The sequence below is a fragment of the Vibrio sp. MEBiC08052 genome, from assembly GCF_001506075.1.
Classification (GTDB): Bacteria; Pseudomonadota; Gammaproteobacteria; order Enterobacterales; family Vibrionaceae; genus Vibrio.
The window spans coordinates 638,717-656,745 of sequence record NZ_KQ947475.1 but is presented as its reverse complement, the minus strand read 5'-3'; the positions used below and the strand labels follow the sequence as shown (position 1 = coordinate 656,745).

Sequence of the window (18,029 nt, the reverse complement as noted above, 5' to 3'; positions counted from 1 at the left end):
TTGACTCCGAAGCACTTATTTAGTGCTTGAAGCGGACGGACATTTTAGCGAGATAAATCTTGGTGTCAAACACTTTTTTATTCTCTTTTTTTGAGTAACTTAAAACTCAAAATCCGCCATCGAATCGTGACTGAGTCCCGAGACAACGAGGCGCATTATATGAGGTTAATTAAACTTGGCAATAGCAAAAACGATAAATTCTTTCTTTTTTCGTTCAACAGATTAAATATCAATCGAAGCGATTAATTTTTTAGCGCTTTTATTCGAGTTATTACGTTTTTTAGTTCCCACCAACGAAAAGAGGTGCCATCAGACACCTCTTCTTTATGGTTTCAATCCAACCAATCTACTGCGACATCACAATCTGACTATCTTCAACTGAAAGACGAATGGGTATCCCAGGTAGCAACGCTCCACTAAGAATTGATTTCGCCAGTGGGTTCTCGACTGATTGCTGTATGGCTCGTTTTAGTGGTCTCGCACCGTAAACCGGGTCATAACCCACTTGAGCAATCAGTTCTAATGCAGCATCTTCAACTTCAAGATCGTAGTCTTTTTCCTGCATCCGCTGACGTAAGTGCTCAATTTGAATCGATGCAATAGACTTAATCTGCCCTTTACCCAGTGGATGAAATACAACGCATTCATCAATCCGGTTTAGAAATTCGGGACGGAAATGTTTACTGACCACATCCATCACCTGCTCTTTCATACTGTCATAATTCAGTTCTTTAAAATGTTCCTGAATCTGTGATGAGCCTAAATTAGAAGTCATGATCACCACGGTATTGCGAAAATCGACGGTTCGACCTTGGCCGTCAGTTAAGCGTCCATCATCTAAAACCTGAAGTAAAATGTTGAAGACGTCGGTGTGTGCTTTTTCGACTTCATCCAACAAAATGACAGAGTAAGGTTTTCTGCGGACCGCTTCAGTCAAATACCCACCTTCTTCGTATCCGACATAGCCGGGAGGTGCTCCTACCAAACGTGCAACGGAATGTTTCTCCATAAATTCGGACATATCGATTCGAACCATGGCATCATCACTGTCAAACATAAAGTTGGCGAGTGTTTTACACAGTTCTGTTTTACCAACCCCTGTTGGTCCCAAGAATAGGAATGAACCAATTGGTCGATGGGGATCAGATAAACCGGCTCGACTGCGACGTATTGCATTGGATACAACCTCAACTGCTTCAGCTTGTCCAATAACCCGTTTATGCAGCGCATCTTCCATGCGTAGCAGTTTTTCTTTTTCAGCTTCAAGCATTTTGGAAACAGGGATTCCGGTCTGTCTGGACAGAACTTCTGCAATTTCAGCATCCGTGACTTTATTCTTCAGCAGCGTCATTTCCTGCATTTCAGCTTGGGCGGCGAGATCCAGTTGTTTCTCTAATTCTGGAATCCGGCCATACTGGAGTTCCGACATACGATTCAGGTCAGTCGCTCTTCGAGCAACTTCAAGATCTAAACGAGCCTGTTCAAGTTCTGCTTTAATATGTTGAGTCCCTGAAAGAGCTGCTTTTTCAGCATTCCAGATCTCCTCTAACTCCGCATACTCGCGTTCTTTCTCTTGCAGTTCATCATTGATGATATTCAGTCGTTTCTCACTGGCATCATCATGCTCATTACTAAGTGCCTGCTGCTCGATTTTTAACTGTACAATTTTGCGTTCCAGCTTATCCAGTGCTTCTGGTTTTGAATCGATTTGCAGACGGATACTTGAAGCTGCTTCATCAATTAAATCAATCGCTTTATCGGGAAGTTGCCGGTCCGAGATGTATCGGTGAGAGAGGCTCGCTGCCGACACAATCGCCGGGTCAGTAATTTCAACATGATGATGGAGCTCGTAACGTTCTTTCAAACCACGCAAAATCGCAACCGTGTCTTCAACACTCGGTTCAGAGACCAATACCTTCTGGAAACGGCGTTCAAGCGCAGCATCCTTTTCAATATACTGGCGATATTCATCCAAGGTTGTGGCACCGACACAGTGAAGTTCTCCTCTGGCTAATGCCGGTTTCAACATGTTACCAGCATCCATAGAGCCTTCACCCTTACCGGCACCGACCATGGTATGCAGTTCATCAATGAACAGAATGACGTTCCCTTCTTCTTTAGCAAGCTCATTCAGGACAGACTTCAAACGTTCTTCAAATTCACCCCGATATTTCGCACCAGCCACCAAGGCCCCCATATCTAGGGAAAGCACGCGACGTCCGCGCAATCCTTCAGGCACTTCACTATTGATAATCCGCTGCGCTAATCCTTCCACAATGGCGGTTTTACCCACACCGGGTTCACCGATAATCACCGGATTATTCTTGGTTCGGCGCTGCAGAACCTGAATTGTCCGTCTGATTTCATCATCACGGCCAATGACGGGATCCAATTTCCCCTGCTCTGCACGCTCAGTCAGATCGATGGTATATTTCTCAAGTGCCTGACGTAGCTCTTCCGCATTCGGATCATTAATTTTCTGTCCACCGCGAATTTTTTCGATCGCCTCTGATACTTTTTTATCAGTCAAACCGATCTCTTTCAGTAATTGTCCGAGCGGGCCTTTGTCTTCTAACGCAGCGAGAAGAAAAATTTCGGAAGAGATATAAGCGTCTTGTCGTTTCTGGGCAATCTTGTCACACATATTTAAGAGTGTGCCCATCGTGTTGGATAGTTGGACTTCACCACCAATGCCACTCACTTTGGGAAGTCGATCGAGCATTTCTCCAAGTTTGGAGCGTAAATGCATGACATCGACATCCAGCATGGTCAAAAGAGGTCGAATCGGGCTGCCATTTTGGTCGAGCAAGGCCACCATCAAATGGACTGGTTCTATATATTGATGATCACGCCCGAGTGCGAGTGACTGGGCATCGGAAATCGCAATTTGAAATTTGCTGGTAAATCGATCAAGACGCATATCTATCTCCTGTTTTCTACGGAGCAATAAAATTCACTGTTAGAAAAATGGATACGCCAGATCGTTTTTTCAAGGGGGAGTGTTCAAATTACCACCACAAAAAGATGGTTATTTGATCCAAATGAATGAAGCTTGTCTTCCCGTCACACCATCACGTCGGAAAGAAAAAAAGTTGTGTGCATCACTGTATGTACATAAGCCACTGACGGAAACCTGTTTAACACCGACGCGGTGCAGGCGTTGTCGCGCCAATTGCACCAGATCTGCGGACCACTTACCCTCTTGCTGGCGGGGTTCAAACGCTTGTTCTGCCATTGGATCGACTTGGGTGAACGCTGCAACCACATCATCACCGACTTCAAAAGCAGTTTTACCGATCGCCGGCCCCAACCATACCATGACGTCTCCAGAAAAGCAGGAGACGGCTTGTTCAAGAATGCCGCCAGCCAATCCTCGCCAACCGGCATGAACCGCCGCAACTTCAGTCCCTGATGTATTGGTCATCAAAATAGGAAGACAATCTGCGGTCATCACTGCACAAACCACACCCAGCGTCCGGGTAAAAATCCCATCTGCCTCTACGATATCGGTCGTAGGATGATCAATAACAAGGACTTGTGTTGAATGGGTTTGATTCATCCACACCGGTGCTGAAGGCATTTCCGCATACGCAATGACTCGCTGGCGGTTTTCCGCAACATGTTCCGGTGAGTCACCGACATGCATCCCCAAGTTCAAACTTTGATATTTCCCAGTAGAAACACCGCATCGGCGTGTCGAAGACACCGCCCGAACATTTTGAGGAAGCAGCCAGTCAGGGATGATCATGATGAATACTCATCTTTTCCATATTTGTTGGTATCGTCACGTAATGCTTCGGTCAAAATCACCATATCTTCAGGAACCGGGGCATGAAATTCCAGTTCTTCTCCTGTGATCGGATGTTCAAACCGCAGCATCACCGCATGTAGCGCCTGACGATCAAAGTTTCTGATCAACGCCACCACATCGTCATCCGCGCCTTTAGGAATTCTGCCGCCCCCGCCATAAGCGATGTCGCCCAGTAACGGATGCTGAATCGATGCCATATGCACACGAATCTGGTGAGTTCGTCCGGTTTCCAATCGCAGTCTAATCCGCGTATGTTCACGGAAATGTTCGGCTACCCGGTAATGCGTCACCGCGGGTTTTCCCATCGGTGACACAGCCATCAATGTTCGCTTGGTCGGATGCCGTCCAATCGGTTGATCAACCAGACCGCCAGCGGTCATCGTTCCGATTGCAATCGCTTCATATTCTCGAGTGATTTTTCGCTTCTGAAGCGCCCTGACCAAACGCGTTTGAGCCGGAACGGTTTTCGCAACCACCATCAAGCCGGTGGTATCTTTGTCCAGACGATGGACAATCCCCGCTCTTGGCACTTCCGCAATTTGTGGGTAGTGATGCAGTAATGCGTTCAACACCGTGCCATCCGGTGTTCCGGCCCCCGGATGAACCACAAAATCACGAGGTTTGTTGATCACCATAATATCGTCATCTTCATAGACGATATCCAAGGCAATATCCTGAGGTAGCCAGCGCTCTTCATCTTCCAGTTCAGCGTGAAGTACAATTTCTTCACCACCCATCACTTTCTGACGAGGTTTGGTCACCACCTCGCCATCAACAACAACTTTGCCGGTAAGTAACCATTCTTTAAGACGAGAACGGGAAAAATCAGAGAATAGTTCGGCAATCGCCTGATCGAGGCGTTGTCCTAACTGGCTATCTCTTACGGTACTCTTTAATTCAATCTGCTGAGCCATATCGAACTTTTTAAAAAACAAGGAGACTAATAGTCCCTAGTATGGATAAAATGATGCACTATTGTATCCGTTACCACAGAGAAAGTAACGTAACCTTTTACAAAGAGAACTTTCACTGAACTATTTTGAATTAAAGGAAGCCACTTCTGACATGAAATACCAAGTTTTATCAGGTCTACTTGCGCTGACACTTCTAGCGGGGTGCTCCAATAGTGAACATGTTGTTCCCGATATCCCCCCTTCACAGCTCTATTCAGAAGCCAAAGTCTCTTTGCAAAGTGGTAATTGGACCAGTGCAATTGAAAAATTGGAAGCCATGGACTCACGTTATCCGTTCGGTGCGTATTCAAAGCAGGTCCAGCTTGATCTGATCTACGCTTATTATAAAAGTGATCAGCTCGCCATGAGTCTGGCAACGATTGATCGCTTTATGCGTTTAAATCCGACTCACGATAAAATCGATTGGGTACTGTATATGCGAGGTTTAACCAACATCGCCCAAGATACCAACTTTATGCAGGACCTGTTTAATATTGATCGTTCGGATCGCGATCCTGAACCCGCGAAAGAAGCTTTTGCCGATTTTAAGAAATTACTTGAGCGCTACCCAAACAGCCCTTATGCCAAAGATGCACATCAACGCCTTTTGGCTCTAAAAAACCGGCTGGCTAATTACGACTTGGCAACGGCAGATTTTTATTTAAGAAGAGAAGCGTGGATTGCAGCGATCAAACGTTGTCAGGAGTTACAGAAAACCTTCCCAGATACTGAAGCCGCGAGAAAGTCATTACAGATACAATTGAAAGCTTACCAACAGTTAGGGTTAACTGACGCAGTGAAGCGAACGCAAACATTAATCAAATTAAACCCTATCGAATAATCACGAGTGAATTGAACAGACTGACGGATTGCTTTTCCTCATTTTTGGAAGAGCAATCTGTTTTTTGAAAAGGGGTAAACGAGTTGGCTGAGCAGCAGGTTTGATGACTTTTTAATTGATGGCTTTTTAACAAGCTGAGAAAATCCACTAAAAAACAAATATTTTTCAGTTCAACCTTTCTCTAATCTAACGTGACGTAAAATATTCTCAACTCTTTTTTCACTTTCTCGCGATGACTCTTTGCGACAGATCACGTTTGGTTCGACGTCAGAATCCACCGCTCATTTAAGTGATGTATATCACATTTTTTCCATATCAAACAGGTAATCTGAAGGTAATCCAGATGGGATAGCTACAGAGGAATCACCTATGAATGTAAACATTATCGGTAAAAATATTGAAGTCACCTCTGCAATCCGCGAGCATATCGAAGGGAAAATCAAAAAACTGGAAAAATGGCAAGTTGATATCATTGGCTGTCAAACTACGTTCCAAGAAGAGCCGGATAAAAAGAAAAAGTTCGAAGCTATTATTTCTATTCCCAAAGGACAACTTGTTGCCTCGGCTGTACACGAAGATCTCTATATCGCTGTGAATGAAGTCGAACAGAAACTAGAACGTCAGCTCAATAAACTGAGACACAAACCAGAAGCCAGACGTACCGATAAAGACAAAATTGACCCATCTGAAATCTTGTAAAAATTAAATCATCCATCATTGTAAACAGCGCTGATTCAGCGCTGTTTTTTTGCTTGACGCCTTATGACACCTTGCTTATTGTGTGACTAACGACCATTTTCGATTTTAGATTCATCCAGTGAATCAGCGCTGAAACTCCGAATCAAGACAATCATTGCGCATATAAAATAACAACTGGAGACCTCCTCTCTGTGCGGAGGTCTTTTCTTATGAGGATATATTATGACGTCTCAGAAGTACTCTTTGCAGGATATTCGCTTAAGACTGAACGAGTTAGACGATCAGTTACTTCAATTACTCTCAGAACGCCGCAAATTGAGCATTGAAGTTGCCAAAAGCAAGGTGGTAACCGCCAAACCCGTGCGCGATGCCGACAGAGAACAACAATTACTGGTTAAACTGATTAATAATGGCAAAGAAAAATACCAGTTAGATGCCCCTTATATCACTAAAGTGTTTTATACCATCATTGAAGATTCAGTCTTGCTACAACAAAACTATTTACAGAATTTAGCCAACCCAGTGCACAGAAAACCGACCTCCCGCGTCGCTTTTCTTGGGGCAAAAGGCTCCTATTCACATTTGGCAACTCGTGAATATTTTAGTCGGAAAAATGTCGAACTGATTGAGATGAACAGCGAGCAATTCAAAGATGTGACCAAAGCAGTTGAATCAGGACATGCGGATTACGGTGTATTGCCGATCGAAAATACCAGTTCGGGCTCAATCAACGAAGTGTATGATCTGCTTCAGCGCACAACATTACACATCGTCGGTGAGTTAACCTTACCGATAGAGCATTGCCTGCTGGCAACGCAAGACATTCCTCTGGAAGAGATTAGAATCCTTTATTCTCATCCACAACCACTACAACAGTGCAGTGAGTTTTTAGGTTATATGAATCATGTCACGCTCGAATCTTGCATCAGTACCGCGGATGCTATGCAGAAAGTTAAAGAGATGAACCGTCATGATGTCGTCGCGATCGGTAATGCTTCCAGTGGAAAGCTGTACGGATTACAGCCGATCAAAACCAATATTGCCAATCAAACCGAGAACTATACTCGCTTTATTATTGTGGCACGGAAACCGGTCGAAGTTTCCTTACAGATCCCCGCCAAAACAACGCTTATTATGGCAACATCCCAAGAAGCCGGCGCTCTGGTTTCAACGCTTCAGGTGTTGCAAAAGCTGGGAATTAATATGACCAAACTAGAATCGAGACCGGTGATGGGAAATCCTTGGGAAGAGATGTTCTACGTTGACTTAACAGCACATTTAGCGTCTACCGAAATGCAGAAAGCCTTGGAAGAACTGACGCACTTAACCAAGTTCCTCAAAGTGCTGGGATGTTACCCGATTGAAAATGTAAAACCGACTCGAGTGGAACAATATTGAGAAATTGGTGATTTCCGCCCTGATAAAGCTGACAATGCGGCATCGACAACATAGAATGCATGTTCTCACCTAAACATAGTCTTTTGTCGTATTGTTATCTTAGATACAGGATAAAGTAGCAAATAGCGCCTACCTCATCTTTAGGATCGGCATACGTCAGGTTCGAACGCATAAATGATGGTTAAAAAACTGGTTAGAATACTGATTATTACCCTTGCTGCTTTTCCCTTAACAGCCAACGCTTCAGAACTTAATATTTATCTGTGGGAAGATACGCTATCAAAACATGTCATATCGAAATGGGATAAATATTTTAATATCCCTTTACATCTATTCCATTTTGATAATGATGATGAACGCAGTCTGCTCATGCTGAAAAGTTTTCAGCTTCCTTTTGATATCATTGTTTTAGATAATATTTCTGCCCAAATCTTTGCCCGTCAGGATGCTTTTGAGGATCTGTCATCACTAGAAAACCGTCAATATATCGATCCTCGTTGGAATCAAGTTTGCGGGACACACGCCATCCCTTATTTTTGGGGGAGTGTTGGTATTGTCTACAGAGAAAATAAAATACTGTCACCACCGCGTACATGGTCTGAGTTCATGAATCCACCACCCGCGGTCAAAGGACACATCGGCATGATACAAGACAGTATCGAAACATTATTACCTTTTCTATATACACAGCACTTATCCCCGATAACGGATTCTTTATCTGAATTGAGAGCCGCTTATCATGCGATGGAACGTTTCAACGCCAATATAATCACTTATGAATATGCACTCAGCTATGTGAGAAGCCACAAAGATAATGACAATCTTTACATGGCGTTAGGATATAGTGGTGATCAACATTCACTCAATCGGTATTTTCATAATAACAACTGGAAATTTATCACACCTGCCGGTCCCATATTTATTTGGGTAGATTGTATGGCAATCAATAGTAATTCAGAAAATAAAAAGGCGGCCAAAGACTTCCTGAATTATCTGATGCGACCGGATGTCGCAGCTCAAAATGCTCTGGATATCGGTGCAGCAACACCCAATATGGCAGCGCTCAAACAACTGCCGGCAAGTTTTATTCATGATGAGAGCATTTTCCCGGCAATCGGAAACATGGACAACATCATCATTGATACGGAACTTTCACCCTTGAATCTAAATATCCGATCCAAAATCATCAATAGTTTAATTAATCAGCATGAAGCTCAGCCATAGAATATTATTACTCATCGCGCCCGTGATTTTATTGAGTGCCGCAGCATCGAGTTACATTATTTATGTTACGCAAAGAGATGCACTTATAAAACGAACCGACAGTTATCTACAGCTCAACATGGAGAAATTAGCAGGCTATTATCGTCAGACGAATACGCTGGTTAGCAGTTATGCCTACACATTGGCTAAAAGCGATATTATTCGCCACTATGTACATCATGAACAGAATCCGTTTCGGGAACTTGAGCTGGTTGATAACCTGAATGACACAATTTATGCCCTTCAACCCAAGCAACAACAGTTTATCGCATTATCGATTTTGGACAGTCAGCACAAGGTTCTTTATTATGCGGACAGAAGTCATGATCCTTTTGCACAGATGGATCCCAAACTTCTAAAATACACCGAACAAATTTATCAGCAGACTAAAAAACCAATTTATGTTGGCTACACTGAAAATTCATCTGGAGAAGGCGTCTTAATTCGTTATGATGTTTTAGATACAAAAACACTGCAAACACCGCTGAGTTATAACCAGAATGAAATCTTTTTCGTGCTTGTCTACGCAACGCTTGATCGTTTCAATCATCTGAAAAAAAGCCTAGAGTACGATAATCAAACCGCCATTTTTTTCACTCATCAACCTTCGGAAAATCAAGCCGTCCAAAAAGAAGACCTGATCCAAACCGTTGAACTCCAGCCCGGCTGGTTCGCGACGCTGGATCCGGCACCATTGATTCTGAATCAACAACTCAATTCCATCCAGAAAGAGTTAATCTTAGCGTTTAATGTCTCAGCATTCTTTACGGTTGTCCTGTTATTGCTCCTGCTGTACCGGCATGTCATTAACCCGATCACCCGGCTGGATAATCAATTACAGGAAGTTGAAAATAATCAGCGAAAAAATATTGAAGTTCTGTCGAGCAATGATGAAATCGGACGCTTATCATCACGCTTTTATGTAATGTATACCGAGCTGGAAAAGACCTATCAGCAAACCAAGTTATTGGCAGAAAATGACCACCTCACCAATCTGGCGAACCGGCATCATTTTCAGCGTCACGCCAAAGCCATTCTTTCTCAGGCTCGCTCATATGTCTGGGCACTTTATATTGATTTAGACAACTTTAAATACGTCAATGATAAGTATGGACATCAAATCGGGGACTCACTGCTGATTAATTTTGCAAATCATATTGAAACACTGTGCCAGCACTTTAATCAGACTTATCACGTGCATTGTCTGGCCGCACGGCTTTCCGGCGATGAGTTTGCCATTCTTCTTCAATCCTCCACTCAACAACCGGAAATCGCAGATAAGTTTGCGCAAAAACTATTAGAACCGATACAAAACCGGACTCATTCACCAATAGGCCATTTTCCGATTACCGCCAGTATCGGGATTGCGACCTTCCCGGAAGATGGTCAACATATTGAAAAACTCCTTTCCAATGCCGATACCGCAATGTATCAGGCAAAAAATGCAGGCAAAAACCAGATAGCACACTACTCAAAAGCACTCGATAAAATTGTCCAGCGTCGGGCAAACATCGAACGAGCACTCAGAAACGGCTCTTTCGATCATGAGTTTAGTTTGGTGTATCAACCCTATTTCACCTGCTCCGGAAAAACTATCACCGGATTTGAAGTATTACTGCGCTGGGAATCCGTTCAGTTAGGCGAGATCTCTCCTGACGAATTCATTCCTATTGCAGAGCAAACCGGATTATTTGCTGATATCGACCGCTGGGTGATCAATAAGGCCTTTGAAGAGTTCGCTACGCTTCAAGACATTCAGGATGCACCGAAAAAAATCGCAATCAACCTGTCATCCGCAGAGCTGAACTCCTTGCAACTGGCAGAATATATCGAAACACTTGCGACCACTTATCAGATTCCAGTCCATTTGGTAGAGTTTGAAATTACGGAAACATTCGCGGCCGAATCTCAGAGCTTTCCACTATTACACGAATTATCGAAACTCGGATTTGGTCTGACGATCGATGACTTTGGCTCCGGATACACATCGATTGCTCAGTTGGTTCAATATCCAGTACAAAAAATAAAGTTAGATCGCCAGTTTCTTGATACTTTAATTGCCACTCAAAAACATCAGGTGGTGAAGCCATTGATTGACCTGTGCCATTCTCAGAATATGAAAGTCACGGCTGAGGGGATCGAAACAGAAAGCATGTATCAATGGCTACAGGAATACCAGTGTGATTATTTACAGGGATATTATTTCGGTAAGCCCCTATCAATCATTGAACTGACAGCACTTGCAGAACAGCCAAAAGGAACATAATAATGACCCGAATTATTGTCGCATCACTCAATCCAGTTAAAATCAAGGCTGTAGAGAATGCCTTTCAGGAAGTATTTCCGACTATTCAGGCAGAAGTGCTCGGTATCTCCGCTCCCAGTCACGTCGCCGATCAGCCCATGAGTGATTCTGAAACGCGTTTGGGTGCATTAAACCGCGTTGCCAACGCCCGAAAGCAAGCTCCGGACGCTGATTTCTATGTCGGTCTGGAGGCTGGCGTAGAAGGACAATTTACTTACGCATGGATGGTCGTCGAATCAGGACAAAAAAGAGGAGAATCACGCTCTTCAAGTCTGCCGCTTCCCCCTGAAGTGCTCACGCAATTAAATACCGAAACCGAACTCGGTAGCATTATGGACGACCTATTTCAAACAACCAATATCAAACAGCAGGGCGGTGCTATCGGTTTACTCACCAACCACCGCCTCACTCGCGGCTCCGTTTATCATCAAGCTTTGATTCTGGCGCTTGTTCCTTTCGTCAATCCAACACTTTATCCTGATAACCTGCTCCTTGTGCCAACCAAATAGAGACTGACGATCAGGGGCAACTTGCATTTAGCATATTATAATGATAATAATTATCATTATAATATAGAGTGAGGTGACTATGCGTCGGGAAGAGATCTTATATAACGCTTTTTTCAAAGCTCAGGATCGGTTCATTCAACACAACCAGCCTCTGGGTTTTGAGCCTGAAGTTATTCAGGAATATATTCAGAGTGGTCTGTTACTCGCGTCGCTTTACCGTCCCGAGACACATCATGAAAACGGGCTACTCCATGAGTTGTTTCTCCGTCGGGTATTCTTTCATCTTCTGGACGCGATTCAAGATCCTACCTACAGTCGAATTTTTCGCCGAATCTGTCTCGATTCGATCCATATCCCACTACTCACGCTCAAACGCTTTTATCGTCAGTTAAACGGTGGCGATATCAAACTCATGTCGTTACAACAACAGTTAAGAAGTATTCAGACCATACTCGATTAATAAAATAGGAGCGCACTCATGAAACAGATATTCAGAACTGAAACCGACAGTATGGGAGAAGTGCTGGTTCCTGCGGATGCCCTTTATCAGGCACAAACACAGCGCGCTGTGAATAATTTTTCTATCAGTAAACGACCGATGCCCCGTGGATTTATTCAAGCCTTGGCTTATATCAAACAAGCTGCAGCACAAACAAATGTTCAATTAGGCTTGTTAGAAGATGACATTGCCAATGCGATTGCTCTCGCATCTCAACAAATTATTGATGGGCAGCACCTCGAACAGTTTCCGATCGATATTTTCCAAACCGGCTCCGGGACCAGTTCAAATATGAATGCCAATGAGGTCATTGCGACACTTGCTTCCCAGATTCTCGGTACCCGGATTCATCCGAATGATCATGTCAACATGGGGCAAAGCAGTAACGATGTTGTCCCGACAGCCATCCAAGTCAGTAGTACCCTATCTATCGAGCAACAACTGCTCCCAGCGTTGCATCACCTGATTGAAATCCTCAATCATAAAAGTACGGAGGTGGGTCATCTCGTCAAAACAGGGCGAACTCACCTGATGGATGCGATGCCCATTACATTTGCTCAAGAACTCAGCGGCTGGGCTCATCAGATTCAACATTCAATTCAGGGAATTCAACACAGTCTGACCTCAGTGAAAGCTTTAGGGCAAGGCGGTACTGCCGTCGGGACGGGCATCAATGCAGACCCTCGGTTTGCCGCAGCCTTTGTTGAACACTTATCTCAAAAAACCGGGATTCAGTTCACCAGCAGTGAAAACTTCTTTTTCAATCTCAGTAGTCAAGATGCCATTGTCGCCCTATCAGGCCAATTAAAAACAACAGCGGTCGCGCTGATGAAAATTTCAAATGATCTGCGCTGGATGAATTCAGGCCCGCTTGCCGGATTAGGGGAAATAGAGCTCCAAGGACTACAACCCGGCTCTTCGATCATGCCCGGTAAGGTCAATCCGGTCATCCCGGAAGCGACGGCAATGGCTGCGGCTCAGGTTATCGGTAATGATGCAACCATTACCATTGCCGGGCAGTCAGGCAACTTCCAGCTCAACGTGATGTTACCTGTCATTACTCATAATATTTTGGAAAGTATCGAACTGCTGGCCAACAGTGCGACAGCGTTAGCCGATAAAGCCATTGCAACATTTACAGTGCGTCAGGACAATCTGGATGTTGCCTTGGCGAAGAATCCGATTTTAGTCACTGCGCTCAATCCCGTTATCGGATATTCAAAAGCGGCCAAAATCGCCAAACAAGCTTATCAACAACAGCGGGCAATTATTGATGTCGCAGTTGAAGAAACCGATCTGAGTAGAGAAGAATTGGAAAAACTACTCGCCCCGCAGAAACTGACTCAGGGAGGTATCGGTTAACAGCGCAATATCGGGAAGCCAAAAATCAAACCGGCTGAGATTGACCGTATGTTCACCGTCAAACTCAACCGGCCGATAGAAAGGGGAATTAATTTTTTCCAAGCAGCAGTTCCGTCAAGGCTGCTTTATTGTCTTCAGAGCACGCTTTCAGTTCGTTCGAACCTCGGGTTATCGTTGCAACCCCCACCCCCAGCATTTGACTGATCTGCCGCTGAGACAAATCACCTTTGAGTAACTCATAAAATATATTGATTCTGGAAACCAACGCTTCCCGCTCATCTGGAGTCATCATCATCGTCAACACCATTGCCAAACGATCTTGTTCCGATGCTTCTCTCAGCAGCTCCAATAAAGACTGCCAGTCAGTAAATTTTGGTTGCTGTAACATGACTGTACTCGTTGATTGATACACGTCATTCATTGTAGTAGTTTTATCGCCCAATGGAATCAATATTTTGTCTCCACTTCAATATGCTGTAAAAAATCGCCTTCCACCCCCATCAAATAGCGGTAATAGTTTTCGAACATCAGGACATTTTGCACATAGCCTCTGGTCTCGTGGAAAGGGATCGATTCGATGAACCGATACACATCCAACTCACCATCCGAATCTTTCAACCACTGATCAACCCGGTATGGCCCGGCATTGTATGCCGCAAAAGCCAGAACACGATTGCCGTCATACCGGGTCAACAGTTCATGGAGATACTGACTGCCCAACTCAATGTTTTTTTCCACATTAAACAAATCACTGGCGCTGTGATACTGCAGTCGGTATTTTTTGGCAACATGACGAGCCGTAGATGGCATAATTTGCATCAACCCTTTCGCTCCCACCGGAGAGTGCGCTTCAATATCCATCGCACTTTCCTGTCTTGCTAAAGACATCAATGAGATCGGATCAACATTGTTTTTATTGCCAAAAAATTCAAACCATTTCAGATAGGCTCTGGGAAAACGCAGATCCAGATTGGTCCACAGCTTGGCCTGAATCGAAGCAACCACAGCCAAATGATACCAATGGGCTGTTGCAGCATAACGCGCCAACATCGCACTTTCTTCCACCGAAACGCGCTCCAGTAACCAACGCCACTCGCTTTTAGAAGCCGCAATTTTCCCTCGCTCAATCAACTCCTCAATCCGAACCAGAGCCTTCCGATAAGGTTCAATCAAATCGGGATTGTAGCTCAGGGTACTGGTCCGATAGACAAATGGCTGTTGCAGAATCTCAGACGCAGCCACCCCATAAAAACTTCGCAATTCGGTGAGCGCCGCCAATTTGTTGATCCCTTCGGCTTCATTGCCCAATTCGATCTCGCTTCGGCCAAGCCAGAATTGCCATCCGGGCAACTGCTGCAACGATTCGGGCAAATAGCCAATCCAACGATGAATATGATGCCAATCACCTCGCCTGATTTCCTGACGAATACGCTGTTCAATTAACCGGACATCGCCACTTTCTGCAATCACCTGATCTCGCCATTCAGTGATGCCCGATGCCGGTTCTTCATCCAGCAGTTGACTGGCAACATAGAGAGACAGATGATTCAGTTCTTCAGCGCTCAACAACCTCAGTTGGTGTTGCGCGATGAGCGAATACACGGCAATCGGCTTCGCAGCGGCCCATTTTTTCAAACCAAGAACAACCGTTTTAGAATCATCGTCACTGAATACGTTGGTATTCATCAGCGTCAATACCCGCTTCGGATCACGATAAATATTAAGCAATCGCTGCGCCTGTGCATGCGCTTGATCCGTCTTCAACTGGCGACTCAGATACTGCATCAGAGAGGAACTTCGCTGCTCAAATGCGAGAAACATACGGTCAATAATCTGTCGATCAGTAAAAAACCGCGTCTTACGCCACTGAGAAAACAGAAAATCACAAGCATCAGAGACACTGTCACCACTCAGCCACAGCGATTCGGCCCCCTGATATGCTTCATTCTTTCTGCCGGTATGCCACATCGCCGTATAGTAATAACAACGATATTTTTCTTGATTGGGAATGGATTTTTGATAGGTCAGTAACACCGACCACTTTTTCTTCTGAGCCAACGCATCTAAGTAAGGCGCACTAATTCGTCCGGCAAATGGGAAATTACGATGACTATCGATGAAATTTTTGATGACCAGTGGTGGCTTATCACCGATGTTGACTAAAATGGAGCGATAATCGAGATAAGGCGTTAAAGGATAATCAAGCAGCTGGTCGCGAATACGGTGGTATTTTTTGACATCTTGTTGATCCAGCCAGAGCTGAGCACGCTCATAAAGCTGACGCTGTTGTTCCAGTGTCAAGTCGCTTTGTGCCACACTACGCTGTGCGTAGCAACTGCCGATAACAATACAAAGTACCATGGGCAGAATGCTTCTTCCCCAAGACCCGTTCATAAATGATACAATCGGCCCAACTCCCCCAAAACGATTTCTTAACATTTTAGTCATAATTTCCTCATTTATTACATGAGAGAGGCTAAATTAACAAAAAATCTCAAACAACATCAATTTGCATATTTTTTCACAAATCATCTGACTCCCCCAAAGTCTGGATGAAAAAAATGTCTGCGAGTAACAAATATCATCTGATTAGTATAAAATGGCTGTTTTGGTCTATGAGTAACAGTTAGGAACGATCGGCAATGGCTGAATACGTGTATACAATGTCTCGGGTGAGCAAAATTGTGCCCCCGAAAAGACAAATCCTGAAAGATATCTCTCTAAGCTTTTTCCCTGGCGCCAAGATCGGTGTACTGGGTCTCAATGGTGCGGGTAAATCAACGCTGCTCCGTATCATGGCTGGTATTGATACCGACATTGATGGTGAAGCGCGTCCCCAACCCGGACTAAATGTCGGTTATCTGCCACAGGAACCCGTACTGGACGAGAGTAAAACCGTCCGCGAAATTGTTGAAGAAGCTGTTTCTGATGTAACAAATGCCCTTGAGCGCCTTGATGCAGTTTATGCAGCTTACGCTGAACCGGATGCAGATTTTGATGCGCTGGCGAAAGAGCAAGGGGATCTGGAAGCCTTAATTCAGGCAAAAGATGGCCACAATCTAGAGAATATACTGGAACGTGCCGCAGATGCCCTTCGTCTGCCTGAATGGGATGCGAAAATCAGTCACCTTTCTGGTGGTGAGCGACGTCGGGTGGCGATTTGCCGCCTGCTACTGGAAAAACCAGACATGCTGCTATTAGACGAACCAACCAACCACTTGGATGCAGAATCCGTTGCATGGCTGGAGCATTTTCTGGTCGATTACAGCGGTACCGTGGTAGCCATTACCCACGACCGTTACTTCTTAGATAACGCTGCGGGCTGGATACTGGAACTTGACCGTGGTGAAGGGATTCCATGGCAAGGGAATTATACCTCTTGGCTGGAACAGAAAGACGCACGTCTGAAGCAAGAAGCCTCTCAGGAAAAAGCCCGTCAGAAAACCATCGAGAAAGAACTTGAATGGGTTCGTCAGAATCCAAAAGGTCGTCAGGCAAAATCGAAAGCCCGGATGGCTCGCTTTGAAGAGTTGCAGAGTAGCGATCATCAAAAACGTAATGAAACCAATGAACTGTTTATCCCACCGGGCGACCGTTTAGGCGAAAAAGTCATTGAAGTGAAAAACCTCACCAAGTCATTCGATGGCAGAGTGTTAATTGATAACCTGTCATTTACCATGCCGAAAGGTGCGATTGTGGGCATCATCGGTCCAAATGGTGCGGGTAAATCCACCCTGTTCAAAATGCTCAGCGGGGTAGAACAACCGGACGCCGGCACGATCGACATCGGTGATACAGTGAAGCTCGCTTCGGTTGATCAGTTCCGTGACAGTATGAACGATAAGAATACGGTCTTTCAGGAGATTTCTGAAGGTGCCGACATTATCCGGATCAATAACTTTGAGATCCCCGCCCGAGCTTACTGCTCTCGCTTTAATTTTAAAGGCGTCGATCAGCAAAAAGTTATCGGTGAGCTCTCCGGAGGTGAACGCAACCGCGTCCATCTGGCAAAACTACTCAAAGCTGGCGGCAACGTCTTACTGCTTGATGAGCCGACCAACGATCTCGATGTGGAAACACTCCGGGCACTGGAAGAAGCGTTATTAGAGTTTCCGGGATGCGCCATGGTTATTTCGCATGACCGTTGGTTCCTTGACAGAATTGCGACACATATTCTTGATTACCGTGACGAAGGGCAAGTCAACTTCTACGAAGGTAACTATACTGAATACTCAGAATGGCTAAAACAGACACTGGGTGCTCAAGCGGCAGAACCGCATCGCATTAAATACAAACGTATTGCGAAATAGTGTTTTCTGTTGATGTAAAAGGCCGCCACTTGCGGCCTTTTTATTATCGGGAAAGACCAATGGCGGCGTATCTTTCGTA

The 18,029-nt window shown here is 44.7% G+C and carries 14 protein-coding genes; 9 read left to right on the top strand and 5 right to left on the bottom strand.

Annotated features, from left to right (window positions below; genetic code table 11):
• Positions 1-346: 346 nt before the first annotated feature.
• The 3 genes from clpB to rluD form a co-directional block, all read right to left on the bottom strand.
• On the bottom strand, positions 347-2,920 hold the full coding sequence (clpB, locus tag VRK_RS03035; protein WP_059120041.1) for an ATP-dependent chaperone ClpB: 2,574 nt from the start codon (positions 2,918-2,920) through the stop codon (positions 347-349).
• 108 nt (positions 2,921-3,028) lie between these two features.
• Positions 3,029-3,748, bottom strand: a complete 720-nt coding sequence (gene pgeF, locus VRK_RS03030; RefSeq protein WP_059120040.1) for a peptidoglycan editing factor PgeF — start codon at positions 3,746-3,748, stop codon at positions 3,029-3,031.
• Positions 3,745-4,725, bottom strand: a complete 981-nt coding sequence (gene rluD / locus VRK_RS03025; RefSeq protein WP_059120039.1) for a 23S rRNA pseudouridine(1911/1915/1917) synthase RluD — start codon at positions 4,723-4,725, stop codon at positions 3,745-3,747. Before rluD ends, pgeF begins: the two co-directional genes overlap by 4 nt.
• Positions 4,726-4,876: 151 nt before the next feature.
• Here rluD and bamD point away from each other — a divergent pair, with 151 nt between their 5' ends.
• From bamD to VRK_RS02985, 8 genes are all read left to right on the top strand, one after another.
• Positions 4,877-5,605, top strand: a complete 729-nt coding sequence (bamD, locus tag VRK_RS03020) for an outer membrane protein assembly factor BamD (RefSeq protein WP_059120038.1) — start codon at positions 4,877-4,879, stop codon at positions 5,603-5,605.
• 369 nt (positions 5,606-5,974) lie between these two features.
• Positions 5,975-6,304 (top strand): ribosome hibernation-promoting factor, HPF/YfiA family, encoded by a 330-nt coding sequence (hpf, locus tag VRK_RS03015; RefSeq protein WP_059120037.1) that lies wholly within the window; start codon positions 5,975-5,977, stop codon positions 6,302-6,304.
• A 222-nt stretch (positions 6,305-6,526) separates the two neighbouring features.
• Positions 6,527-7,702 (top strand): prephenate dehydratase, encoded by a 1,176-nt coding sequence (gene pheA, locus VRK_RS03010; RefSeq protein ID WP_059120036.1) that lies wholly within the window; start codon positions 6,527-6,529, stop codon positions 7,700-7,702.
• Between the two features lie 177 nt (positions 7,703-7,879).
• A complete protein-coding gene (locus VRK_RS03005) occupies positions 7,880-8,926 on the top strand; it encodes a polyamine ABC transporter substrate-binding protein (RefSeq protein WP_059122614.1) in 1,047 nt (348 codons plus the stop codon).
• Positions 8,910-11,231, top strand: coding sequence for a putative bifunctional diguanylate cyclase/phosphodiesterase (locus VRK_RS03000; RefSeq protein ID WP_059120035.1), 2,322 nt, complete (start codon positions 8,910-8,912; stop codon positions 11,229-11,231). Before VRK_RS03005 ends, VRK_RS03000 begins: the two co-directional genes overlap by 17 nt.
• 2 nt (positions 11,232-11,233) lie before the next feature.
• The gene (gene yjjX, locus VRK_RS02995; protein WP_059120034.1) at positions 11,234-11,779 is read left to right on the top strand and encodes an inosine/xanthosine triphosphatase; all 546 of its coding nucleotides are present in this window, start codon (positions 11,234-11,236) and stop codon (positions 11,777-11,779) included.
• 79 nt (positions 11,780-11,858) lie between these two features.
• Positions 11,859-12,239, top strand: a complete 381-nt coding sequence (locus tag VRK_RS02990) for a hypothetical protein (protein ID WP_059120033.1) — start codon at positions 11,859-11,861, stop codon at positions 12,237-12,239.
• 18 nt (positions 12,240-12,257) lie between these two features.
• Positions 12,258-13,640, top strand: coding sequence for a class II fumarate hydratase (locus VRK_RS02985; protein WP_059120032.1), 1,383 nt, complete (start codon positions 12,258-12,260; stop codon positions 13,638-13,640).
• 88 nt (positions 13,641-13,728) lie between these two features.
• Here the strand turns inward: VRK_RS02985 and trpR are convergent, their stop codons facing one another.
• Both trpR and VRK_RS02975 read right to left on the bottom strand, forming a co-directional pair.
• Positions 13,729-14,028: a trp operon repressor gene (trpR, locus tag VRK_RS02980; RefSeq protein ID WP_059120031.1), complete on the bottom strand. Its 300-nt coding sequence runs from the start codon at positions 14,026-14,028 to the stop codon at positions 13,729-13,731.
• A 59-nt stretch (positions 14,029-14,087) separates the two neighbouring features.
• Positions 14,088-16,034 (bottom strand): transglycosylase SLT domain-containing protein, encoded by a 1,947-nt coding sequence (locus VRK_RS02975; protein ID WP_059122613.1) that lies wholly within the window; start codon positions 16,032-16,034, stop codon positions 14,088-14,090.
• A gap of 248 nt (positions 16,035-16,282) precedes the next feature.
• Here VRK_RS02975 and ettA point away from each other — a divergent pair, with 248 nt between their 5' ends.
• On the top strand, positions 16,283-17,950 hold the full coding sequence (gene ettA, locus VRK_RS02970; RefSeq protein ID WP_059120030.1) for an energy-dependent translational throttle protein EttA: 1,668 nt from the start codon (positions 16,283-16,285) through the stop codon (positions 17,948-17,950).
• Positions 17,951-18,029: the final 79 nt, after the last annotated feature.

Coding starts and splice junctions, on each gene's coding strand:
- clpB (WP_059120041.1), bottom strand. CDS start 2,920: ATGCGTCTTGATCGATTTACCAGCAAATTTCAAATTGCGATTTCCGAT.
- pgeF (WP_059120040.1), bottom strand. CDS start 3,748: ATGATCATCCCTGACTGGCTGCTTCCTCAAAATGTTCGGGCGGTGTCT.
- rluD (WP_059120039.1), bottom strand. CDS start 4,725: ATGGCTCAGCAGATTGAATTAAAGAGTACCGTAAGAGATAGCCAGTTA.
- bamD (WP_059120038.1), top strand. CDS start 4,877: ATGAAATACCAAGTTTTATCAGGTCTACTTGCGCTGACACTTCTAGCG.
- hpf (WP_059120037.1), top strand. CDS start 5,975: ATGAATGTAAACATTATCGGTAAAAATATTGAAGTCACCTCTGCAATC.
- pheA (WP_059120036.1), top strand. CDS start 6,527: ATGACGTCTCAGAAGTACTCTTTGCAGGATATTCGCTTAAGACTGAAC.
- VRK_RS03005 (WP_059122614.1), top strand. CDS start 7,880: ATGGTTAAAAAACTGGTTAGAATACTGATTATTACCCTTGCTGCTTTT.
- VRK_RS03000 (WP_059120035.1), top strand. CDS start 8,910: ATGAAGCTCAGCCATAGAATATTATTACTCATCGCGCCCGTGATTTTA.
- yjjX (WP_059120034.1), top strand. CDS start 11,234: ATGACCCGAATTATTGTCGCATCACTCAATCCAGTTAAAATCAAGGCT.
- VRK_RS02990 (WP_059120033.1), top strand. CDS start 11,859: ATGCGTCGGGAAGAGATCTTATATAACGCTTTTTTCAAAGCTCAGGAT.
- VRK_RS02985 (WP_059120032.1), top strand. CDS start 12,258: ATGAAACAGATATTCAGAACTGAAACCGACAGTATGGGAGAAGTGCTG.
- trpR (WP_059120031.1), bottom strand. CDS start 14,028: ATGTTACAGCAACCAAAATTTACTGACTGGCAGTCTTTATTGGAGCTG.
- VRK_RS02975 (WP_059122613.1), bottom strand. CDS start 16,034: ATGAACGGGTCTTGGGGAAGAAGCATTCTGCCCATGGTACTTTGTATT.
- ettA (WP_059120030.1), top strand. CDS start 16,283: ATGGCTGAATACGTGTATACAATGTCTCGGGTGAGCAAAATTGTGCCC.